Source organism: uncultured Reyranella sp. (assembly GCF_945957355.1).
Lineage (GTDB): Bacteria > Pseudomonadota > Alphaproteobacteria > Reyranellales > Reyranellaceae > Reyranella.
In genome coordinates, this window is sequence record NZ_CAMFKM010000010.1 from 17,458 (window position 1) to 40,199 (window position 22,742).

19 protein-coding genes and 1 tRNA gene are annotated in these 22,742 nt (G+C 67.4%); 6 read left to right on the forward strand and 14 right to left on the reverse strand.

The genetic code is table 11. From position 1 onward, the window contains the following. Positions 1-85 (reverse strand) — tRNA-Leu (locus tag Q0Q48_RS16870). Between the two features lie 89 nt (positions 86-174). On the opposite strand from Q0Q48_RS16870, the gene lipB reads away from it, so the two are divergent. Next, positions 175-852 carry a lipoyl(octanoyl) transferase LipB gene (gene lipB / locus Q0Q48_RS16875; protein ID WP_295139935.1) on the forward strand — a complete coding sequence of 226 codons (678 nt, stop codon included), beginning with the start codon at positions 175-177 and terminating at the stop codon, positions 850-852. On the opposite strand, the gene Q0Q48_RS16880 is transcribed toward lipB, so the two are convergent. The 8 genes from Q0Q48_RS16880 to Q0Q48_RS16915 form a co-directional block, all read right to left on the reverse strand. After that, complete coding sequence (locus Q0Q48_RS16880) at positions 830-1,111, reverse strand: acylphosphatase (RefSeq protein ID WP_295139937.1); 282 nt, start codon at positions 1,109-1,111, stop codon at positions 830-832. The genes lipB and Q0Q48_RS16880 overlap by 23 nt on opposite strands. Positions 1,112-1,116: 5 nt before the next feature. Further along, the gene (locus Q0Q48_RS16885; protein ID WP_295140325.1) at positions 1,117-3,069 is read right to left on the reverse strand and encodes an acetyl/propionyl/methylcrotonyl-CoA carboxylase subunit alpha; all 1,953 of its coding nucleotides are present in this window, start codon (positions 3,067-3,069) and stop codon (positions 1,117-1,119) included. A 122-nt stretch (positions 3,070-3,191) separates the two neighbouring features. Further along, the gene (locus tag Q0Q48_RS16890; protein ID WP_295139939.1) at positions 3,192-3,386 is read right to left on the reverse strand and encodes a hypothetical protein; all 195 of its coding nucleotides are present in this window, start codon (positions 3,384-3,386) and stop codon (positions 3,192-3,194) included. Between the two features lie 34 nt (positions 3,387-3,420). Then, positions 3,421-4,953 carry an acyl-CoA carboxylase subunit beta gene (locus Q0Q48_RS16895; RefSeq protein WP_295139941.1) on the reverse strand — a complete coding sequence of 511 codons (1,533 nt, stop codon included), beginning with the start codon at positions 4,951-4,953 and terminating at the stop codon, positions 3,421-3,423. A 48-nt stretch (positions 4,954-5,001) separates the two neighbouring features. Next, a complete protein-coding gene (locus Q0Q48_RS16900; RefSeq protein WP_295139943.1) occupies positions 5,002-5,874 on the reverse strand; it encodes a phosphonopyruvate hydrolase in 873 nt (290 codons plus the stop codon). An 8-nt stretch (positions 5,875-5,882) separates the two neighbouring features. Next, entirely contained in the window at positions 5,883-6,599 is a 717-nt protein-coding gene (locus Q0Q48_RS16905) for an ATP12 family protein (RefSeq protein WP_295139945.1), read from the reverse strand. Positions 6,600-6,697: 98 nt separating this feature from the next. Continuing rightward, complete coding sequence (locus Q0Q48_RS16910; protein WP_295139947.1) at positions 6,698-8,725, reverse strand: AsmA family protein; 2,028 nt, start codon at positions 8,723-8,725, stop codon at positions 6,698-6,700. A gap of 16 nt (positions 8,726-8,741) precedes the next feature. Next, on the reverse strand, positions 8,742-9,740 hold the full coding sequence (locus Q0Q48_RS16915; RefSeq protein ID WP_295139949.1) for an RluA family pseudouridine synthase: 999 nt from the start codon (positions 9,738-9,740) through the stop codon (positions 8,742-8,744). A gap of 35 nt (positions 9,741-9,775) precedes the next feature. On the opposite strand from Q0Q48_RS16915, the gene Q0Q48_RS16920 reads away from it, so the two are divergent. Beyond that, entirely contained in the window at positions 9,776-10,666 is an 891-nt protein-coding gene (locus Q0Q48_RS16920) for a dienelactone hydrolase family protein (RefSeq protein WP_295139951.1), read from the forward strand. A gap of 35 nt (positions 10,667-10,701) precedes the next feature. Beyond that, positions 10,702-12,189, forward strand: coding sequence for a L,D-transpeptidase family protein (locus Q0Q48_RS16925; RefSeq protein ID WP_295139953.1), 1,488 nt, complete (start codon positions 10,702-10,704; stop codon positions 12,187-12,189). Between the two features lie 97 nt (positions 12,190-12,286). Here the strand turns inward: Q0Q48_RS16925 and Q0Q48_RS16930 are convergent, their stop codons facing one another. Then, complete coding sequence (locus Q0Q48_RS16930; protein WP_295139955.1) at positions 12,287-13,576, reverse strand: replication-associated recombination protein A; 1,290 nt, start codon at positions 13,574-13,576, stop codon at positions 12,287-12,289. A 23-nt stretch (positions 13,577-13,599) separates the two neighbouring features. Next, positions 13,600-14,973 carry a Do family serine endopeptidase gene (locus tag Q0Q48_RS16935; protein ID WP_295139956.1) on the reverse strand — a complete coding sequence of 458 codons (1,374 nt, stop codon included), beginning with the start codon at positions 14,971-14,973 and terminating at the stop codon, positions 13,600-13,602. Positions 14,974-15,111: 138 nt separating this feature from the next. Here Q0Q48_RS16935 and Q0Q48_RS16940 point away from each other — a divergent pair, with 138 nt between their 5' ends. Beyond that, a complete protein-coding gene (locus Q0Q48_RS16940) occupies positions 15,112-15,453 on the forward strand; it encodes a hypothetical protein (RefSeq protein WP_295139957.1) in 342 nt (113 codons plus the stop codon). 20 nt (positions 15,454-15,473) lie between these two features. Here Q0Q48_RS16940 and Q0Q48_RS16945 read toward each other — a convergent pair whose 3' ends face one another. Both Q0Q48_RS16945 and Q0Q48_RS16950 read right to left on the reverse strand, forming a co-directional pair. Then, positions 15,474-17,786: an adenosylcobalamin-dependent ribonucleoside-diphosphate reductase gene (locus tag Q0Q48_RS16945; protein WP_295139959.1), complete on the reverse strand. Its 2,313-nt coding sequence runs from the start codon at positions 17,784-17,786 to the stop codon at positions 15,474-15,476. A 44-nt stretch (positions 17,787-17,830) separates the two neighbouring features. After that, positions 17,831-18,565 carry a lysophospholipid acyltransferase family protein gene (locus tag Q0Q48_RS16950; RefSeq protein WP_295139961.1) on the reverse strand — a complete coding sequence of 245 codons (735 nt, stop codon included), beginning with the start codon at positions 18,563-18,565 and terminating at the stop codon, positions 17,831-17,833. A gap of 78 nt (positions 18,566-18,643) precedes the next feature. Here Q0Q48_RS16950 and Q0Q48_RS16955 point away from each other — a divergent pair, with 78 nt between their 5' ends. Both Q0Q48_RS16955 and hpt read left to right on the forward strand, forming a co-directional pair. Further along, a complete protein-coding gene (locus tag Q0Q48_RS16955) occupies positions 18,644-19,351 on the forward strand; it encodes a zinc-ribbon domain-containing protein (protein ID WP_295139962.1) in 708 nt (235 codons plus the stop codon). A 22-nt stretch (positions 19,352-19,373) separates the two neighbouring features. Then, complete coding sequence (gene hpt / locus Q0Q48_RS16960; protein ID WP_295139963.1) at positions 19,374-19,931, forward strand: hypoxanthine phosphoribosyltransferase; 558 nt, start codon at positions 19,374-19,376, stop codon at positions 19,929-19,931. Between the two features lie 213 nt (positions 19,932-20,144). On the opposite strand, the gene Q0Q48_RS16965 is transcribed toward hpt, so the two are convergent. After that, positions 20,145-22,739: a TIGR02302 family protein gene (locus tag Q0Q48_RS16965; protein WP_295139965.1), complete on the reverse strand. Its 2,595-nt coding sequence runs from the start codon at positions 22,737-22,739 to the stop codon at positions 20,145-20,147. Positions 22,740-22,742: the final 3 nt, after the last annotated feature.

Genomic DNA, 22,742 nt, shown 5'->3' on the forward strand with positions numbered 1-22,742 from the left:
TGGTGCGGCCAAGAAGACTCGAACTTCCACGCCTCGCGGCACTAGCACCTCAAGCTAGCGCGTCTACCAATTCCGCCATGGCCGCGCCGGTTCGATGGCGCGGGGGATACCAAATCGCCCCCTCAGTGGCAAGGCGGGCTTGCACGAAGGTCGAGAAGTGCCGATTTTGCCACAATGAACAGGCTCGAATGGCGAATCTCCGACGGCGCCGTCCCCTACGACGAGGCGCTTGCCACCATGGAAGCGAGGGTCGCCGACATCCGCGCCGGCCGGGCGGGCGAAATGGTCTGGCTGCTGGAGCATCCGCCGCTCTATACGGCCGGTACGAGCGCGCGGGCCCAGGATCTGCTTCAGCCCGCCCGCTTTCCGGTCCATGTCGCGGGCCGCGGCGGCCAGTACACCTATCACGGCCCCGGCCAGCGGGTGGCTTATGTGATGCTCGACCTTCGGGCGCGCCGCCAGGACGTACGGCGTTACGTTTCCGACCTCGAGGAATGGACGATCCGCACGCTGGGCCGCTTCAACGTCAAGGCCGAACGGCGGGAAGGCCGCGTCGGCGTCTGGGTCGTGCGGCCGGACAAACCGCCGCTGCCCGACGGCAGCCCGCGCGAAGACAAGATCGCCGCCATCGGCGTCCGCATACGACACTGGGTGGCCTTCCACGGCATCTCGATCAACGTCGAGCCCGACCTTTTGCACTATGCGGGAATCGTTCCCTGTGGCATTGCCGACCATGGCGTCACGTCCCTGGTCGATCTCGGCCTGCCGGTAACCCTGTCCGACCTCGACGCGGCCCTGGCCGAGACCTTTGAGGAAGTGTTCGGCGGAATCAGGCCGTCGGCAGCCGCGTGAAACCGGCCGGCAGGACGTCGAGGTCGACCGGCTCGACGTCGACTGCGTCCACCCGCGCGAGTGCCGGACCGCGACGGCAAGCCTCGATCATCCTGCCCACGGCTTCGTCCTCGCCCACGACCAGTGCCTCGACCGATCCGTCGATGCGGTTGCGCACCCAGCCGTTGAGGCCGAGCCGCTGGGCCGTTTCCATCGCCCAATCGCGATAGCCAACGCCCTGGACCCGGCCGGCAATGGCCAGACGCGCCTGCAATGCCATCGGGCTCAGGCGAACTCGATGATCTTCTGGTCGACCCTCAGGCTGTCGCCGGCCTTGGCGTGGAGCGTCTTCACCGTGCCGTCGCGCGTGGCGCGCAGCACATTCTCCATCTTCATCGCCTCGACCACGGCCAGCGCCTCGCCCGCCTTGACCTCCTGCCCCTCGCTCACCGCGACAGAGGCCAGCAGGCCCGGCATCGGCGAAAGCAGGAACTTGGAGGTATCCGGCGCGGCCTTGACCGGCATCAGGGCGTAGAGCTCGGCCTGGCGCGGCGTCAGCACCAGCACGTCGGCCTGCCCGCCTTCATGCGTCAGGCGCCAGCCGGAGCCCAGGGGATCGATCTGCGCCACCACCGGATGCTGGTCGACCTTGGCCCGCATCAGCGGTTCACCCGGGGACCACTCGGTCTCGATTTCGATCCGGCGCGCGTCGATGTCGACGGCAAATTCGAGGCCGCCGCCGCTCACGGAGACCGGCATCGCGGCACGGTTGAGCATGACGACACGCTCGGACTGCGGCGCGCCGGCGCGATGGGCATGGATGCGATCGACCACCGCCGCGATTGCCGCCAGAACTGCCGGATCCTTCGGTGGCAGATGTTCGGCCGTGAAGCCGCCCTTGAACTCCTCGGCGATGAAGTTGGTCGTGAGCTTACCGGCTCGGAAACGCGGATGCGCCATCAAGGCGGCGAGGAACGGCACGTTATGCGAAACGCCGCGGACATAGAACTCGTCCAGCGCGCGGCGCATGCGGTCGATCGCCTCGTCGCGCGTGTTCCCGTGCGTGCAGAGCTTGGCGATCATCGGATCGTAGAACATCGAGATCTCGCCGCCCTCGAAGACGCCGGTATCGACGCGCACGTCGGGCCCGGCCTCGGGCTCGCGATACTTCACCAGGCGCCCCGTCGAGGGCAGGAAGTTGCGGAAGGGGTCCTCGGCGTAGAGACGCGCCTCGACGGCCCAGCCCTGCAGCTTCACGTCTTTCTGCTGGAACGGCAGCTTGCCGCCCGCGGCCACGCGGATCATCAGTTCGACCAGGTCGAGGCCGGTGATCAGTTCGGTCACCGGATGCTCGACCTGCAGGCGCGTGTTCATCTCGAGGAAGTAGAACTTGCGGTTCTTGTCGACGATGAACTCGACGGTGCCGGCGCTCTTGTATTTGACCGCCTTGGCGAGTGCCACGGCCTGCTCGCCCATCGCCTTGCGCGTCTTGGCATCGAGGAACGGGCTCGGCGCCTCCTCGATCACCTTCTGGTGGCGGCGCTGGATCGAGCACTCACGCTCCCAGAGGTAGACGCAGTTGCCGTGGCCGTCGGCGATCAGCTGGATTTCGATGTGGCGCGGCTCCTCGACATACTTCTCGATGAACACGCGATCGTCGGCGAAGGACGACTTGGCCTCGTTGGTCGCTGAGCCGAATCCTTCATGCGCCTCGGCATCGTTCCAGGCGATGCGCATGCCTTTGCCGCCGCCGCCGGCGGAGGCCTTGATCATGACGGGGTAGCCGATCTTGCGGGCAATCTTCACCGCCTCGTCGGCATTGGGAATCGCCGCCAGGTAGCCGGGAACCGTGCTGACGCCGGCCGCCTGGGCGAGCTTCTTGGACTCGATCTTGTCGCCCATGGCATAGATGGCGTGGGCGTCGGGACCGATGAAGGCGATGCCGGCCTCGGCCAGCGCCTTCTGGAAGGCCTCCTTCTCGGACAGGAACCCGTAGCCCGGATGCACCGCCTGGGCGCCGGTCGCCTTGCAGGCCTCGACGATCTTGTCGATCAGCAGGTAGGACTGGGCCGAGGGCGGTGGTCCGATCAGCACCGCCTCGTCGGCCTCGCGCACATGCAGCGCATCGGCGTCGGCTTCCGAGTACACGGCAACGGTCTTGATGCCGAGCCGCTTGCAGGTGCGGATGACGCGGCAGGCGATCTCGCCGCGGTTGGCGATCAGGATCTTGTCGAACAGCGGCCCCTCGGCGGCCGGCTTCCCGGGCCGCGCCTTCTTCGCAATCGCGACGCCCTTCGACGCGCTCTTGGGGGGCGCGCTCTTGGCGGCGACCTTGGCGACCTTCTTCTTGGCGGCCATGCTCACATTCCTTCTTTTCTGCGATCGAAGACGCCCCTGGCCCACATTGAGTGCGCGCCGATCAGGGGCAACCAGACGATGAGGACCCAGAGCCACCACGGATACTGGCGGCTCACGATGAAATTCAGCGGGATGATCACGAGCAGCGCGAGAAGCCCGACCATCAGGTGCTTGCGCACGATCCGGCCGCGCCTCATGCGCTCCTCGGGAGAGAGATGCACGTGGCTTCCGTCACAGAGGAACGTTGCCGTGCTTGCGCCACGGATTCTCGAGCTTCTTGGTCTCGAGCGTGGCCAGCGCGCGGCAGATGCGGCGGCGCGTGCCGTGCGGCATGATCACGTCGTCGATGAAGCCGCGGTTGGCCGCCACGAACGGATTGGCGAACTTCTGGCGGTATTCCTCGGTGCGCGCCGCGATCTTGTTGGCGTCGCCGACGTCGGACCGGAAGATGATTTCGACCGCGCCCTTGGCGCCCATCACTGCGATCTCGGCACCCGGCCACGCATAGTTCACGTCGCCGCGCAGGTGCTTGGACGCCATCACGTCGTAGGCGCCGCCATAGGCCTTGCGGGTGATCACCGTCACCTTCGGCACGGTGGCCTCGGCATAGGCGTAGAGCAGCTTGGCGCCGTGCTTAATGATGCCGCCGAACTCCTGCGTCGTGCCCGGCAAGAAGCCCGGCACGTCGACGAAGGTCACGATCGGGATGTTGAAGGCGTCGCAGAAGCGCACGAACCGCGCCGCCTTGCGCGAGCTGTCGATGTCGAGGCAGCCCGCCAGCACCATCGGCTGGTTCGCCACGAAACCCACCGAGCGGCCGTCCATGCGGCCGAAGCCCACCACCATGTTGGCCGCCCATTCCGGCGACAGTTCGAAGAAATCACCCTCGTCCACGACCTTCAGGATCAGCTCCTTGATGTCGTAGGGCTTGTTCGGATTCTCGGGCACCAGCGTGTCGAGCGAAAAATCCTCACGATCGACGGGATCGAGCGTCGTGCGGACTGGCGCCTTCTCGCGATTGTTCGAGGGCAGGAAATCGATGAAGCGGCGCAGCTGCAGCAGCGCCTCGATGTCGTTCTCGAAGGCGAGGTCGGCCACGCCCGACTTCTGCGTGTGCGTGAGCGCGCCGCCCAGCTCCTCCTGCGTCACCGTCTCGTGCGTGACGGTCTTCACCACGTCGGGGCCGGTGACGAACATGTAGGAACTGTCCTTCACCATGAAGATGAAGTCGGTCATGGCCGGCGAATAGACCGCGCCGCCTGCGCAGGGCCCCATGACCATCGAGATCTGCGGGATCACGCCGGACGCCAGCACATTGCGCTGGAACACGTCGGCGTAGCCCGCGAGGGAGTCGACCCCTTCCTGAATGCGTGCGCCGCCCGAGTCGTTAAGGCCCAGCACCGGCGCGCCGACCTTCATGGCCATGTCCATGACCTTGCAGATCTTGGTGGCGTGCATGCCGGACAATGCCCCGCCAAAGACCGTGAAATCCTGGCTGAACACGTAGACCAGCCGGCCGTTGATCGTGCCGTGGCCGGTGACCACGCCATCGCCCGGAATCTTCTGGTTTTCCATGCCGAAGTCGATCGAGCGATGCTCGACGAACATGTCGTATTCCTCGAACGACCCGGGATCGAGCAGCGCATCGATGCGCTCGCGCGCCGTCAGCTTGCCCTTGGCGTGCTGCGCCTCGATACGGCGCTCGCCGCCGCCGAGACGCGCCGCTGCCCGCCTGCGCTCGAGTTCTTCCAACATCTTCTGCATCTAATTCTCCGGCCCTCGGTCAGTTTTCGGCCAATAAAGCGATCACGTCTAGCGAAGGAATCGCTTCTCGTTGTCCTTCACAGTTCCCATTCCCTGCAAATCGAATACCGCGTCGACGGAGGGAATACTCGCCTCGACGCCATGAATTCCGCCGTCCTTGCGGATCTGCGCGAAGGTCGCGCGCATCGCACCGACCGACGCGCGGATCGCGTGGTTGCCCCAGATCAGCAGGCCGACTTTCTTCAGTTCCTTCACCCGTGCCACCGTCATCTGGGGATACGCGGTCGGCACCAGCGCGATCGGCGCCTTGCCGTCCCACGCCTTGATGAAGGCCTCGATCTCGTCGGGCGTCTTCTGCTTGGAATGGACCAGGATCAGGTCGGCGCCCGCGGCCTCATAGGCCCGCGCCCGCTTCAGCGCCTCGTCCTGGCCGAGGCCGGCGATCAACGCCTCCGTACGCGCCACGACCATGAGATCAGGATCGCGCCGCGCCGACCGCGCCGCCTCGATCTTGCCCTGGAACTCCTCGATGCGGACCATGTCCTGCCGGCCGCCGGCGATCAGGCTGGTGACCTTGGGAAAGCTCTTGTCCTCCATCACGATCGCGCCGACGCCGGCACGCTCGTACTGCTCCACGGCATAGAGGACGTTGATGGCGTTGCCGAAGCCGGTGTCGATGTCGGCGACGACCGGCAGGCCCGAGCGCTCGGCCATGGCGCGCGTCATATCGAGATGCTGGGTCATCGACACGATGCTGACGTCCGGCACGCCGTAGAGCGCGGAGAGTTCGAAGCCGGAGGCCCAGATCGCGTCGAAGCCCGCCTCGGCGGCGAGCATCGCCGAGAGCGGGCTGTGCGCCGCCATCGCCTCGATAAGGCCCTTCTCGGCCATGACCTTTCGCAGCCTGGTGCCCGCTCCCATGATCCCTCTCAGCCGCGCAGACGCGCGTTTTCCAGAAGTGAAAGAAAGCGCGTGGCCGCCTCGATGTCCCGGCGCACGCCTTCGCGCTGCTTCTCCGCGATTGGATCGTCGCCCCAGCGATCCACCTGGTAGAGCTCGTCGGTCTGCGCGGCCGCGAAGGCGCCTGCCGCATCCAGGCGGCCGTCCGACACCGCGAGCGCAATCACGACCGAGCCCGCCGTATGCGTGAGGTTATAGAGCGCCGAAAGGGCCAGATCGCCGTGCGCCGACACCGCCTCGTGCAGCCGCGCCCTCGCCTCTGGCGCCTGTTCGACGAAGGCGATCCCCTCCGCCGTGACCAGCTGGGCGCCATGCCGCTCGGCTGCCCAGGCGAGCAGCGGGTCCCAGCGTCCCCGCTGCAGCTCGACCAGGCTGTCCGGCCCGGCGGCCCGGTAGCAGAGAAGGTCCGAGCCTGCGTACTTCGAGGTGTCGGCGATCACCTCGTCGCGCCGCGACACCACGCGGTCGATGCCGGTCGCGGCAAGGCGGGTCAGCGGCAGATGGGCCGCATTGATCTCGGCCTTGTCAGGCACCGCCGCCCATTCGGCGGCGATCGCCTCGGCGAGCGCGCGAGTCGGTACGACCAGCACCGCCTTGGCCGGCGTCCGCATCGGCTTGCCGTCGAGCAGGACGCGAAAACCACCCTCGCCCTCGTCGATGCCCGTATCCTTGTAGAATCGCTTCATTCAGATCCCGGCCAAATCACGATGCGGAATGACCTGTTCTCCTGTCGCATCGTGGCGTCGGGATTACACGCGGTGCGGGCCGGCCGACAAGAGCAGGGTTAGCGGCCCTGACTGCGCTGCGGACCGGGCGTCTTCAGTTGCGGCCGCGACGCCCGCTGCCGGACGTCCGACGTGGGCGCCGGCAACTGTGCCCGCAGCCCGGGACGCAGCGCTTCGACCCGGGGCGCCAGCACGGCGCATGCATTGGCGCCCGCCTGCCGGCCCGCTTGGGCTACCTGCGCGACCAGGCTCGGGATCGGGCCGCCGCCCACCAGCAGCTTGGAGAGGTTGGGATCGACCGCGCTCGCCGTGGCCTTGCCGAGCCCGCCCTTGATACGCATTGGAACGGCCAGCGCGGCGTTCTGATGGTCTCGCGCCTCGGGCGCCAGCATGAACTCCCAGTTGTCAGTGCGGAGGTGGAAATAGCCACCGCCGACCAGCACCCCGCGCGGCGTGTCGACGACCAGTCGTCGGAGGTTGGCGACACCGCCGCTCACCTCGAAACGTCCCGCGATGCAGTTGAACGGGACGCCGGAATCGGTACCGCCCAGCAGCCGCTGTATCTCCGGCGGCCAGTTGGCGAGCTGACTCTGCGGCCACAGGCCCTTGCCCATGGCGACGTCGATCGAGCCATTGGCGGAATTCAGCGCATCGCGCGTCGTCCGGCCGCCGCCGCGCAGGCGCAGGTCGATGTCGGCAACGCCGTCGCGCAGGCCGAAGTCGAGGCCGAGCAGCGTCGACAGTTCGCCGAGGGAGACGCGGTTGGCGGTCGCCGTGAGCGTGGTCTGCCCGATGCGTCCGGCCGGATCGTAGACGAGATCGACGCCGGCGGACCCGCCGCCGACGGTCGCAGCCGCGCGAAAGGTGAAGCGCGTCTCGCCCGACGCCAGCGTCACCGACGCGTTCTGCATCTTGGCGCCAAGGCCCACGACCTCACCCAGCCTGACCGTGACCGACAGGGTGGCACGACCCAGCCAGTTCGCGACGAACGGCAGGGTCGGGATGAGACGCGGCGGCTGCACGGGGGCCGTCGCTGGCGCGGCCGGTACCGCGCTCGCGAGCGGCGCCTTCAGCTCAGATACGTCGAGGCGGGTCACGTCGGCGTTGACGACGATGGTCGGTGTGCCTTTGCGGTCGACGCGAAACAGCGCCTCGCCCGCCGCTTCGCTCGCGCCCACCTTCAGAGTCGTGACCTCGACCTTGAAGCCGTTGCGCTGGGTCGAGGCTTTGCTGTTCATCACATAGGGACCGCCCGCCGGAACGGGCAGGCGGATATAGGGCCCGAACACCGAGACGTCGGCGCCTTCGGAGTTGATCTGCAGCGACGTGCCTTTGGCGTTGATGCTGCCCTTGATCGAGATCTTGCCGTCGCCGAAGCCGCCCTGCAGATCGATGTTGCCGGGCAATCCGGCCATCCAGCCGTTGAAGGAGCCAGCGGTCCCCGTGAGTTCCATTGGCACGCCCTGCGCCACGCCGAACCGCCCCTCGACCTGCAAGGTCTGGTTCGGCGCCGGCGACTTGAAGGTCGCGGCCGGAATCTCGAGCACCACGGGAGGCCGGCCCGCGCCTTCCGAGACGGTCAGGACCGAGTCGCGCACCTCGATGTTGCCGATCCACGGGAAGGCAGCGGCGGTCCGAAGCTTGAGCGAACGGTTCTCGCCGGGGTGCGGCCCCGATCCATCGGGCGGCGGCAGCATCTCGAGGTTGCTGTCGCCCACCTCGCTGCGCTCGACCAGGATGTCGGCACCCTCGAGCAGGATGCGCCCGATCTTGACCTCGCCCAGAAGCAGCGAGAACGGGTCGAGGAACAGCGTCATGCGACGCACGCGCGCCAGGTCCGGCCGGGAACCCCACGCCGCATTGGCGAGCGTGACGCCTTCGGCCACCATCGCCGGCTCGCTGCCGAGCTTGACCGAAAGCGGCACGCGGGCCGCCAGTTCGCGCCCGGTGACCTTGCGGACCTGCTCGGTCATGCGCGCCTGATAGCGCGACAGGTCCCTTGTCGCGGCCCAGACGACGCCGACAACGGCGGCGACCGGCACCGCCACCGCCGTGATCACCGCCACGCGCTTCCAGGGAATCCGCATCCAGATTGATTCTCGCTCAAACTCCGTCCGTCGAAAAGCCAAATGCCTCGACGGTACGGCGGAAGTGAGGTGGCGGCTCGGCTTCGGCCCTCAGCTCGCCCTTGCCCGATGGATGCGGCAGCGTCAGACGTCGGGCGTGGAGATGCAGCTTGCGCGCGTCGGCGATGGTCGACAGCAGCGCTTCCTCGCCCCCGTACTTGCGGTCGCCGAGGATCGGGCAGCCGATGGCGGCACAGTGAACGCGAAGCTGATGGGTCCGGCCGGTGCGCGGCCACAACGCCAGCAGGGCCGCGCGGTGGCCGGCCCGGTCGATCTCGCGGAAGTGCGTGAGCGCCTTCTGGCCGTTCTCCTCGTCGACCTGCATCAGTTCCCGGTCGAAGGCGCCCGGCCGCTTGGCCAGCGGCAGGTTGATCGCGCCCTCTTTCTTGGGTGGCACCCCGACGACAATGGCCCAGTAGAGCTTCTCGGTCTCCCGATCGCGGAACGACGCGGTCAGATGCTTGGCCGCCTGGCCGGTCCGGGCGATCAGCAGCAGCCCACTCGTGTCCTTGTCGAGCCGGTGGACCAGCTTGGGCCGCTGCTCGAAGCCGAAGCGCAGTCCGTCGAGCATGCCGTCGATGTGCTTTTCCGTCCCGCTGCCGCCCTGAACGGCGAGTCCCGGCGGCTTGTTGAGCACGATCACATGCTCGTCGCGGTAGATGACCATCTTCTGGATTTCGGCGGTGTCGCGCTCGGAGACGCTGGGCGTTGCCGCCGTCCTGGGCCTGGGCGGCGGCGAGTTCGTGACACCCGGCGGCAGGCGGATCGACTGCCCGGGCTCGACCCGGTCCTTGCCTTCGGCCCGCTTGCCGTCGATTCGCACCTGGCCGGTGCGCAGCAGCTTCTGCAGGGCGCCGTGGCTCAGCTCGGGAAAATGGCGCTGGAACCAGCGGTCGAGGCGCATGTCAGCCTCGTCATCGGTGACGGCGCGGGTCTGGACCTGACGGGTACCACCGGTGGCGGGGCTCTGGCTCATGGCGCGCAACCTAAGGGACAAGCTACACAGGGTCCATGGAATCGGTGTCCTTCGACACGCTGACGTTCGACCATCCGACGGCCTGCCTGCCGGCGCGAATTTCCGCGACCCTGCATATTCCCCCCGAAAGGCCCGGCCCGGTGCCCTGCATGGTCATCCTGACCAGCAGCGCCGGTGTCCAGCGTCATCGCGAGCACTATTATGCCGACCTGCTGAATGCCGCCGGCGCCGCGGCGCTGATCGTCGACAGTTTCAGGAGCCGGGGCGTGCGGCGCACCGTGGCGGACCAGAGCCTGGTTTCGGCCGCGCAGATGGAGGGTGACGCCTTCGCAGCCCTCGCCCTGCTGCGCGCCGACCGGCGCTTCGATCCGGAGCGCATCGGCATCATGGGCGTCTCGAAGGGCGGCGTGGCGACGCTCAACGCCGCCCTCGCCGTGCGCCAGAGCTGGCGGCGCGGCTTCCCGCACCTGTTCGACATCCATGTCGCTCTCTGCCCCGGCGCGACCGCCCAGCATCGCGACGCCACCACGCATGGAAGGCCGATGTTCTTCATGCTGGCCGCCCGGGACGACTACACGCCGGCCGAACTGGCGATCGAATACGCCGAACGCATGCGGGCCGCCGGCAACGACCGCATCAGGGTGAAGGTCTATGGCGGCGCACACCACGGATGGGAGTCGCTGGGGCCCGTCTTCGACATCAAGGACGCCGAGAACTGGTCGTGCTGCCGCAACCTCATCGAGGATGACGGCCGTCACTTCGTGCCCGCGCTGGGGCGGGCTATGGACGAGCCCGAGTTCCAGGCCTGGGCCCGACGACATTGCGTCACCCGCGGCGCCCGCGCGGGCGGCGGGACTGCCGAGTTGAAGCAGCGCGCCAGTGCCGACCTGATCGCCTTCCTGGCCATTCACGGATTCGTGCGCTGATGGACGAATCAGCCGATTCTCTTTATACTTGAGGTGTGAATCGATCGCATTTTGTCGCCGCTTTCCTGGCGTTCGCGCTCTCCTTTTCGGGGGCATCCTCCTCCTTCGCTTCGGGCGTTCTGTGGACCGGATCCGGCCCTGCAACGGCACGTGCCGAAGCGCTGCTGAAGGCGCTACGCAGCGCCGGCGATCATGGGCTGGATCCCGCCTGGTACAACCTCTCCGAGGTCGAGAAGGCGATGGCCCCGGGCGCAGATCCGACTACGGCCGAGGCCCTGCTGTCGGCGGCCTTCGTCGCCTATGCCAGCGATGTCTCGACCGGCCGCGTCCGCGCCAACAGGGTCGACAAGGAAATCGACATCGTCCAGCGCAAGGCGGACAAGGCCGAACTGCTGCAGGCCGCCGCCGACGCGACCGACTTCGCGGCCTACCTCGCCTCGCTGCCGCCCAAGGGCGACTACCCGTCGCTGCAGAAGGCGCTGGCGACCTGGCGCGACAAGCGCGGCAAGGTGACCTACACCCCGATGCCCGACGGCACGGCGCTCAAGCCCAACATGATCGACAGCCGCGTGCCCGTCTTGCGCAAGCGTCTGGCCGAACTCGACTTCACGGTGCCGCCGGCCGGCGCCGTCGCCGACCTCTACGACGAGCCGCTGGTCGGCGTGGTGAAGTCGTACCAGGAGATGAAGGGCCTGACCGTCGACGGCGTCATAGGCGCCAAGACCGTCCGCTCGCTCAACACCACGATCGACGAGCGCATCGAGCAGATCGTCGCGAATCTGGAGCGCCGCCGCTGGTTGCCGGAGGATCTCGGCAGCCGCTTCGTCTATGTGAACACCGGCGACTACTCGATGGTGTTCGTGAACGAAGGCAAGATCGCCTTCCAGAGCCAGGTCATCGTCGGCACACCCAAGGACCCGACACCCGAGATCCAGTCGACCATGCGCGGCTTCCAGACCAACCCGTACTGGACCGTCCCGCCGTCGATCGCCGGCGAGGAATACCTGCCGATCCTTCGGCGCGATCCCAATGCCCTGGCTGGAAGTGGCTTCAAGATCTTCGCGAGCTGGAGCAACGACGACGAGATCGACCCTAACACGATCGACTGGAGCTCGATCCATCCCAAGGCATTCCCCTACCGCATCCGGCAGGACTCGGGCGCCTCGAATGCGCTGGGCTACATTTTCTTCCCGTTCAACAACAAGTACGGGATCTACATGCACGACACGGCGAGCCGCTGGTTGTTCACCGAGGGCAGCCGCAACTTCAGCCATGGCTGCATCCGCCTGCAGAACCCGCTCGACTTCGTCGAGAAGGTCTTCAACGGCAAGAACGGCTTCAACAAGGACAGGGTCCAGCAGGCGATCAGGGAGAATCAGCAGGCCCACTACACCTTTCCCGAGCCGATCACCCTGTACGTGACCTACCGGACCGTCAGCGCCAATGCCGAGGGCGTTCCGACCTTCCGCGACGACGTCTATGGCCGCGACCGCCGGGTCGTTCGGGCGATGGCCAGGCCCTGAGGCCTGACCGCCTCATTGGAGCGCGCCACTCCAGTGGCGCTCATGTCTTGTTAAACTGACAATGCTTGAGCGCCACTGGAGTGGCGCGCTCCCTTGATCAACGCTTCTTGTCCCTGAGCTTCTTCCAGTAGTCGAGGCGCTTCAGGATCTCGCGCTCGAAGCCGCGCTCGACCGGCCGGTAGAACTCCTCGCGCGCCATGCCGTCGGGGAAGTAGTTCTGGCCCGAGAAGCCGTCGGCGGCATTGTGGTCGTACTCGTAGCCCTGGCCGTAACCGATCTCCTTCATGAGCTTGGTCGGCGCATTCAGGATATGCATCGGCGGCGTCAGCGAGCCGTGCGTCTTGGCGGCGCGCTTGGCGGCACCGAATGCGACGTAGCCGGCGTTCGATTTCGGCGCGGTACCGAGATAGATCACCGCCTGGGCGATCGCCAGTTCGCCTTCGGGTGATCCCAACCGATCGTAGGTCTCCCAGGCCGCCAGGGTTTGGGTCAGCGCCTGCGGATCGGCCATGCCGATATCCTCGACCGCGAAGCGCACCAGCCGGCGGGCGATGTATTTCGGGTCCTCGCCACCGTCGAGCATGCGCGCGAACCAGTAGAGCGCTGCATCGACGTCCGACCCGCGCAGCGACTTGTGCAGCGCGCTGATCAGGTTGTAGTGCGCTTCCTGCCCCTTGTCGTAGAGCGGCGCGCGCTTCTGCAGCAGCGTCGCCAGCCGCGCCGGCGGCACCGGCCCCTTGTCCTTCAGTTGTGCGAGCTGCTCGGCGAGTCCGATCATGTACCGGCCGTCGCCGTCGGCCATGGCGAACAGGGCCTGACGGCCCTCCTCGTCGACCGGCAGTTTCCGCCCGAGCGCTTCCTCGGCCCGCGCGAGCAGCGCCGACAGGGCATTGTCGTCGAGGCGGCGCAGGACGAGCACCTGGCAGCGCGACAGGAGCGCGGCGTTCAACTCGAAGGACGGGTTCTCGGTGGTGGCGCCGATCAGGGTTACCGTCCCATCCTCGACATAGGGCAGGAAGCCGTCCTGCTGGGCGCGGTTGAAGCGATGGATCTCGTCGACGAACAGGAGCGTGCCCTTGCCGTCCTTGCGGCGCTGGCGGGCCCCCTCGAACACGCGGCGCAGGTCGGCCACCCCGGAGAAGACGGCCGACAGCGGCTCGAAATGCAGGTCCACGGCTTCCGCGAGCAGGCGGGCGATGGTGGTCTTGCCGCACCCCGGTGGCCCCCACAGGACCAGCGAGCCGAGTTTGCGCGCCTCCAGCATACGCCCGAGAGGCCCCTCGGACCCGAGCAGGTGATCCTGGCCGAGGATCTCGTCCAGCGACTTGGGACGCAGGCGTTCGGCCAGCGGCGTCGGGGCGAGCGAGGCGAAGAGTTCAGCCGGCACGACGACCCGACGCTACCACCGGCTCAGCGGAACTGGACCGGGAACACCACGCCGTCGCGACCGACGCTGATGCTGTTGATGCCGCTGGCAACACGCTTCTTGAGCTCGGCGACGTTCTTCACGTCCTGGCCGTTGACCGCCAGGATCATGTCTCCAGGGCGCACGAAGCGGCTGGCATAGGCGCCGTTCTTCACATCGACGATGACGATGCCGGGGCGCCACTCGGCCAACCCCATCTCCTCGGCGACGGCCGGCGACATGTTGACGACCGAGGCGCCGGAAAGCGGCTGCCGTCCCTCGAGCAGGGACAGGTCGCGCGGCGGATCCTCGGGCGGCGCCGCGAGCTTGAGCTGCACCACCACTTCCTTGCCGCCCCGCATGACCTTCACCGGAACGACGGTGTCGACGTTGAGCGTCGAGAGCCGGAACCGCAGTGCCGCCTCGTCGTCGATCGCCTGCTCGCGAATGCCGATGATCACGTCGTTGCGCTTCAGGCCGGCGTGCGCGCCCGGCCCGCCGGCATAGACGTCCTTGACCACGAGCCCCGCCGGCCGCGACAGGCCGAAACCCGATGCGAGGTCGGGCGTCACCCTCTGCATGCTGACCCCCAGCCACGGGCGCACGATGCGGCCGCCCTTCGTGCCGGTCGAGATCATGCGTTCGACGATGTTGGAGGGCGTGGCGAAGCCGATGCCGACCGAACCGCCGCTCTGCGAGTAGATCGCCGTGTTGATGCCGATCAGCCTGCCGTCGAGCGAGACCAGCGCGCCGCCCGAGTTGCCGGGATTGATCGCCGCGTCGGTCTGCAGGAAGAAGTTCGAATCGTTGATCCCGCCGGCGCTGCGCGCCACGGCCGAGACGATGCCGCTGGTGACGGTCTGGTTCAGGCCGAACGGATTGCCGATCGCCAGCACGACGTCGCCGACCTCGATCGAATCGGAATCGCGCAGTTCGAGGAACGGGAACTTCTCGTCGGAGCCCTCGATGCGCAGCAGCGCCAGGTCGTAGCGTTCGTCCTGGGTGACGAGCTTCGCTTCGAACTCCCGGCGGTCCGCCAGCACGACGCGGATCTCGTCGGCGCCCTTCACGACGTGGGCGTTTGTCACGATCAGCCCGTCCGCGCCCACCAGCACGCCGGAGCCCAGCGAGTTCTGCACCCGCTCGCCGCCCTGCTGCGGCAGGCCGGGGAATGGGAACGGCAGGCGGCGCTGCACGCGGGCGGTTGTGGTGGTGTAGATATTGACCACGGCCGGAGAGACGCGCTTGACCAGCGGGGCGTAGGAATAGGCAAGCTCGCTGCGCGAGTTGGGCAGCCCCTGCGCCAGGGCGGCCGGGGCCACGGAAGTCGCCGCGCCGCATCCCATGATGGCCGCTGCCAGAATCACCCGCCGAATCATACGAACATCTCCTTGGTCGGCCCGGATTTGCGGACTCCCTTATGGCAAATCAAGGGCTGATTGGCGCGGGCATATCGATTGCAGGATTTCGGGGGGAACGCGCCAGCCATTGGCGGGAGGGAACCCCGGGAGCGCTTCGTGAAACTGGCCCGCAGTACCGCCCTGGCCGCATCGGCCGCCACCCTTGGCTCTTCGCTGGCCGTGCCCGCCGTCAAGGCGAGCCCCTGCTGGCCGGCCGGGCCGACCAAGTTGATCGCCGCCTTCCCTCCGGGCGGCACCGCCGACACGATTTCCCGCATTCCGGCGTCCAAGCTTTCGGCGGAGCTCGGCACCCAGGTGGTCGAGCGCGTCAAGGAGGTGCTGCTGCTGCCGGGCAACAAGCCGATGGCGCCGGCCGAATACACCGCCTTCGTCAGCGAATTCGCCACCCTGGGGGCCGGCGTCAGCAAATCGGCCGGGATCGAGCTCGAGCTGGGTTGAGCCAGCGCGGACAATCCCGGTCACCCGCAGCGGGAGTAGCCGCAGTTCAGGCAGACGTCGCAGCCTTCCTGATGCGTGAGCGCCGCCGCACCGCAATTGGGGCACTGTCCCATCGAACTGGTTGAACCACCGCCGGCCGGTGGCTTGGAGCCGGCGGCGAAGCGCATGCGCTCCTCGATCGCGTCGATCAAACGGGGTGATTCCGTCGGCGCCAGGAAGCCGATCTCGACAAGGTGGCGCTCGATCACGCTGCCGATCGCGGCCAGCAGCGAAGGCACGTAGCGGCCTTCCATCCATTGCCCGCCGCGCGGATCGAACACCGCCTTCAGCTCCTCCACGACGAACGAGACGTCGCCGCCACGCCGGAACACCGCCGAGATCATGCGCGTCAGCGCCACGGTCCAGGCGTAATGCTCCATGTTCTTGGAGTTGATGAAGATCTCGAAGGGGCGGCGGCGGCCCTCCTGCACCACGTCGTTGACGGTGATGTAGATGGCGTGGTCGCTGCCCGGCCATTTGATCTTGTACGTGCGCCCCGGAAGCTCCTCCGGCCGGTCGAGCGGCGGAGCAAGGTAGACGACATCGCTGTCGCGCGGCGCCACCGCCGTCACCGGCTTCTCGGCTTCCGCCGGCTTTACCTCCAGCACAGCACCGGTCACGTCGTTGGGACGGTAGGTCGTGCAGCCCTTGCAGTTCTGTGCATAGGCCTCCTCGTAGACGCCCTTGAAAGCCTCGAAGGAAATGTCGCGCGGCAGGTTGATGGTCTTGGAGATCGAGCTGTCGACATGGTCCTGCGCCGCCGCCTGCATCGCGAGGTGATCGGCGGGCGTCAGCGTCTGGGCATCGACGAAGACGTCGGGCGGTGGCGCCTCGTTGCCCTTCATCTCGCGCCAGACACGGAACGCGTAGTCGTCGACGCTCTCCTCGCGCTTGGAGCCGTCGGGTTGCAGCACGTGGCGCACGTGGCTGAAGGCGAAGACCGGCTCGATGCCGGAGGACACGTTGTCGGCCAGCAGGGAGATCGTACCGGTGGGCGCGATCGAGTTGAGCAGCGCATTGCGGATGCCGTAGCGACCGATCGCGGTCCGCGCCTCTTCGGGCAACGCCCTGATCGTCTCGCCCGCCAGATACTTGGCCCGTTCGTAGAGGGGGAAACTACCCTTCTCTGCCGCGATGTCGGCCGAGGCAACGTAGGACAGCCTCTGCACCGCGCCCAGCCATTCGCGCGTCAGCCGCACCGCCTCGGGTGAGCCGTAGCGCACGCCGCAGAAGATCAGCGCATCGGCGAGACCGGTCACGCCGAGCCCGATGCGCCGCTTGGCCTTCGCCTCCTTCTCCTGCTGCGGCAGCGGAAAGCGCGAGACGTCGATCACATTGTCGAGCATGCGCACGGCCAGCGGCACCAGCCGCTCCAGCGCGTCGGCATCGAGCGCCGCCTCCGGCGTGAAAGGGGCCTTTACCATTGCGGCGAGATTGATCGATCCCAGGAGGCAGGCGCCATAGGGCGGCAGGGGTTGCTCGCCACAGGGGTTCGTAGCCTGGATCGTCTCGCAATAACGCAGGTTGTTCCGACGATTCACGCGGTCGATGAAGATCACGCCCGGCTCGGCCACCTCGTAGGTCGCGCGCATGATGCGCTCCCACAGCGCCTTGGCCTTCACCGTCCTGAAGGTCCTGCCGCCGAACACCAGCGGCCAGTCGGCATCGTCCCCGACCGCCTTCATGAAGGCGTCGGTGACCAGCACCGAGACGTTGAACATGCGCAGCCGCTTGGGGTCGCGCTTGGCGTCGACGAAGGCTTCGATGTCGGGATGGTCGCAGCGCAGCGTCGCCATCATGGCGCCGCGCCGCGAGCCTGCGCTCATGATGGTGCGGCACATCGAGTCCCACACATCCATGAACGACAGCGGCCCCGACGCGTCGGCGCCGACGCCGACCACCGGCGCGCCCTGCGGGCGGAGACTCGAGAAATCGTGGCCGATGCCGCCGCCCTGCTGCATGGTGAGGGCTGCCTCGCGCAGGTTCTCGAAGATGCCCGACATGTCATCGGGGATCGTGCCCATGACGAAGCAGTTGAAGAGCGTGACCGTGCGGCCCGTGCCGGCGCCCGCGATCACACGTCCGGCCGGCAGGAACTTGAAGCCCGACAGCGCCTCGTGGAAACGGCCGGCCCAGACTTCGGGATCGCGCTCCGGCGCCGCCAGGGCGCGGGCGACACGCCACCAGGTCGCATCGAGGTCGGCATCCGGAGTCGCCGTGGGATTGCCACCCGGTGTGCTCTTGAAGCGGTATTTCATGTCCCAGATCCGCTGGGAGACGGGCGCCCATTCCATCCTGAAAACCTAGGCCCAAGGCCCGTCGATATCAACAGATCGTTCTATTTTTGTTCGCGCCTGCGGGCTGCAGCAACGAGCCGATCCGTGGCGCCCTCGATTCGCTCGCGCAGGGTGGCCATGAACACGTCGCGGCCGAGGCCCGGGGGAATTGCCGGCAGGATTTCGACGTCGATCACGCCCGGCCACTTGATGAACTTGCGCCGCCCCCAGAAGACGCCGGAGTTCAGCGCGACGGGGACCACGGGCACACCGAGCTGCCGGTAGAGCGCCGCCGTGCCGACCTGGTAGGGCTTCTCGTCGCCGACGGCGACGCGCGTGCCCTCGGGGAAGATCAGGATCGACCGCCCCTCTTCCAGGGTCGCCTTGGCCTGCTTCACCAGCCCGCGCAGCGCCTTGGCGCCGTCGCCGCGCTCGACCGCGATGTTGCCGGCCCGCGCCATCGCCCAGCCGACGATCGGGATCAGGACCAGCTCGCGCTTCATGACGGTGGCGGCGCCGGGGAACAGACGCGAGAAGGCCAGCGTCTCCCACGAGGACTGGTGCTTGCAGGCGAAGATGACCGGTCCCGTCGGCATGTTCTCCAGCCCGCCGACGCGATGCGTCAGCCGGCAGGTGACCCGCAGCCACCACAGGCAGAAGTCGATCCAGACGAGCGACCAGGCGACCACGAAGCGCCGCGGCATCAGCAGGATCGGCGAACCGGCGATGGCGAGGATCGTGGTGCCGACGTACCAGCCGACATTGAAGAAGAACGAGCGCAGCCGGAGGCCAATCATCTCAAAAGTATTCGCGAGCGACGTGTTGCTTGTATGCCAACTTGTAGTGGCCTAGTGTCGCCGCGCAAAGGACATCTGGTGGGGCATCCCCCGCTCATCATGCAGCTTACCTGTTCCAACTGCGGCGCGCGATATGCCGTCGACCCCTTGGCGATCGGCCCGACCGGCCGCACTGTCCAGTGTGTCCGCTGCAGTCATCGCTGGTTCCAGAAGCCCGATGCGCCGCCGGCCGCCGCTACCGCGTCGGATTCGACGCCCGCGCCGGCCACCGCCGTACCCGACATCGTCATCCGGCCATCGCCTCCTGGCGCCGGCCTGCCTGCCCTGACCACGCCTCCTGCGCCCAAGAAGAGAAACTGGGGCGCCTGGATCGCCTATGCGATCGTCCTGGTCGTGCTGCTGGGTGGCGCGGGCTACGCGTATCGCGACCAGATCAAGGCCCGCCTGCCCGCCTCCTGGCGGACGATGCTGCATCTCGATGCGGCGAACGCGACGCAGAATGCGACCCAGATCGCGCGTGCCCGTGTCGGGATCGACATGGCGACGACCAAGATCGATCTCATCGACGGGCGTTACGTGGTGGCGGGCGAACTGATCAATACCGGCACCGCACCCGGTTCGACCCGGCGCCTGAAGCTGGTCTTCCGGGCCGGCGAGCAGGTTCTGGCCGAGCGCGCGATGCCGCTGGTCGAGGGGCCGATCGCCCCCGGTGCGCGCAGGAGCTTCACGCTGCCGCTTGAAGAACCTCCTTCGGGTGCGACCAACATCGTGCCGACCGTCGACTAACCAGCCGCTGACGGAGTTCACGTTGCCCGACCGCACAACCTCCGACCGTCCGGTCGTTTCGATCCGCTTCTCAGCCGCCGAGATCGCCTCGCGCGTCGAGGAAATGGCGATCGACCTTGCCGGCAAGCTCGAGTCCGACACGCTGGTCGTCTCGGTCCTGAAGGGCAGCTTCGTCTTCGCGGCCGACCTGATCCGGGCGCTGAGCCGCGCCGGCGCCGACTGGTCGATGGATTTCGTCACCCTGTCGAGCTACGGCAGCGGCACCGAGACGAGCGGCACCGTCCGCATCGTGCGCGACATCGTCGACGACGTGCGCGACCGTGACGTCCTGCTGGTCGACGACATCCTCGAATCCGGCCTGACGCTCAGCTTCGCCAAGAAGCTCCTGGAAGAGCGTGGCGCGCGGCGGGTCTCGATCTGCACGCTGATCGACAAACCCGCCAAGCGGCGTACCGACCTCAAGGCCGACTTTGTCGGCTTCGAGACAGGCGACGAGTTCCTGGTCGGCTACGGCCTCGACTGGGCCCACCGCTTCCGCGGCCTGCCCTTCATCGGCGTGGTCGAGAAGACGGCCGGCTAAAGGGCGCCCTCTTGTCTCGGCCGGGGAGTGCTCAGGCCGCCCCGTCAGGTTCAGGTTGTTGAAATAGACCTTTCAGAAGGGCCTACGCGCAACAATGTTGCGCCACACTCCCCGTGACGTAGGTCTGGGGGGGGGGCGACATTCATTTCATTTGTTTCGTTTATTTCGTTTGTTTCGTTTATTCGTCTCGACTTCGACCTTTTCGAAGGCCTGCTAGTACGTCTTCAGCAGCCGGTCGATGTAGTCGAGCTCTTCCTTGGAGCGCTGCTGCTCGCCGGCGCGGCGGCGCAGTTCGTCGAGAATCTCGCGGCTGCGCTGGCGTTCCAGTTCGAGCGGCACCTTGTCGGCGCCGGAGTCGATCGCGTCGCCGTAATTGCCGTCGGAGCGGCCGAGGGGATCGCGGTCCTCGCTGCGGCGCTCGCGCTCCTCGATCTCGGCGATATCCTGATTGTTGCCGGGGCCGCGCTGCTGACGCAGCTGCTCGGCCATGTCGCCCATGCCCTGCTGAAGGTTGTCGAGGGCCCGGCGCTGGGCGCGGGACGCCTCACGCGGGTCGCCGCGGCGCAGCGCCTCCTCGGCCTCGCGCATCGAGCGTTCGGCCCGTCCCAGCGATTCCGGCATCTGCAGGCCGTTCTCGTCGAGCTTCTTCATGAAGTCGCCCAGCCGGCCGCGCAGGCCTTCCTGCTGGCCGCGCTGCTGGTCGCCCCACTGGCCCTGCCCCTGGCCGGGTTGGCCCTGTCCCTGCTGCCCCTGTTGTCCTTGCTGGCCCTGTTGTCCCTGCTGGCCGCGTTGACCCTGCTGTCCCTGCTGGCCGCGCTGCCCCTGCTGCTGACGGCCCTCGCGCTCGGACTCGCCCAGCAGCTGGTTCTGCCGGCGCGACAGCTGGTCGAGCTGGTTCATCATCTCGCGGCCCTGCTGGTTGCCCTGGCCCTGCTGGCCGCGCTGTCCCTGCTGCTGGCGCTGCTGGCCGTTCGGATTCGCCATCATCGGGGTGGCGTTTTCCATCATCTTGCGCAGCTCCTCGAGCATGCGCTTGGCCTCTTCACGCTGGCCGTTCTTGGCCATCTCGCGAATCTTGTCGAGCATCTTCTGCAGGTCGTCGCCGGTGATGGTGTTGTTCGGATCCATCTTTTCCGCCTGCTCTTCCATGCGGCGGCGCTCGTCGGGATCCTTCATCTTCTCGGCCAGCTCGCGCTGCCACCGCGCCATCGCGTCGTAGAGCTGCTGGATCAGCTTCTCGATCTCCTCGTCACCGGCCTGGCGCTGCATGGCATCCTGCAGCTCCTGGCGGGCCTGCTCGACGGCGCGCTCGGCGTCGGACGTGGCGCCGCTCTCAAGGCGCATCGCGAGATCCCAGAGGAGCTTCTGCGTGTCGGTGATCGTCTCCTTGCTGTCGTTCTGCGCGAGCCGAACGGACCCGATGCGCAGGCCGAGCTGGACGACCGGATCCTCGCGATAGCTCGACGGATTCCCATGGATCAGACGCATGCCGTCGGCGACATCGATGCGATAGCCCTTCGGATCGCGGGTCAGTGCCTTGCGCAGCACGATCAGGGCGCGCGCCGTCGGATCGTTGAACACCCGCTCGGGCAGCAGGAAGGTCTCGACCGAGCTGCGGCCCTTCTGGCCGAGCGCATCGGTGGCGAACAGCATCACCGTGACCTTGAGGCCGGCCCAGGGATGGCTGGTGAGATCGCGGACGAAAGTGTCGGCGATCTTCTTGGCATTCCCCGCGACCGGCAGGTCGACCCGCAGCACCTCGGGCTCCTCGTCGCTGCTCAGCGCATCGTCGCCCAGCACACTGCCATGCAGGCGCATCTGGAGCTGCACGCCGGTGATGCCAAAGTCGTCGCCGGCGAGGTACTCGATCTTGGTCGACCACTTGTCGACGCCGATCGGACGCGTGAACTCGATGGTCGGGGCGAGGTCGGGGATCACGTGAAGCTTCCAGCGCGCCTGCTCGTCGCCGCGCGCCTGCAGGGTGATCTGCTTACCCTCGGTGATGACTTCCTCGACCTGGTACTTGCCCTTGCTGACGGTCGAGAATTCGGTCGCCTTGCCGTCGATCGAAAGTACCGGCGGTTTGCGACCGCGCGTGTCGTCGACGAAACCGGCGATCTTGCTGCCGGCCGGAACCCGCAAGATCTTTTCGTGCTCGGCCATATCCAGATAGACCGGCGGCTTGCCGGTATAGGCCGGCGGCGCGATCCACAGGTTGGCGACGACGGGCGGCGGCGGCGGGAAGGCCGGCGTGACGGCGGCGGCCATGCGGTCGCTGCGCCAGCCACCCGCCACGGCGATGGCGACGACCAGGGCCAGCAGCGGAACGAAGCGCAGGGCCCACTTGTCGAGGCTGGCCAGGCCAGGATGGGCCGGCCGGTTGCTCAGGCCGGCGAGACGCTCGGCCTCGCGGCGGCGATGAGCCTCCCACAGCGCCTTGGCCATCGGGTCGGCCGTGCCGGCGGCCAGATGGTCCTGCACGGCCACCAGCGGCCGGTGCGGAATGTCACTGTCGCGCTCGAGGCGGCGGATCGACGCTTCCTGCGTGGGCCAGGCAAAATCACGCAACTGCCACCAGGCGAGCCCGGCGAAGGCGAACGCGATGGCGGCCAGCACGCCCGTATGCACCCACGGATCCAGGCCGGCGAACAGGTCGAGATGCGCGGCGGCCACGAACAGCGCCACGAATGAAAGCAGCGGCACGAAACGTGGCCACAGGCCTTCCCATGCCAGAGCCGCCCGCGCCAAACCGATCTTGCGTCCCAGCCCGGGGGCCTGGATCGTCGGGGTGGTCTGGCTGGCGTCCATCGA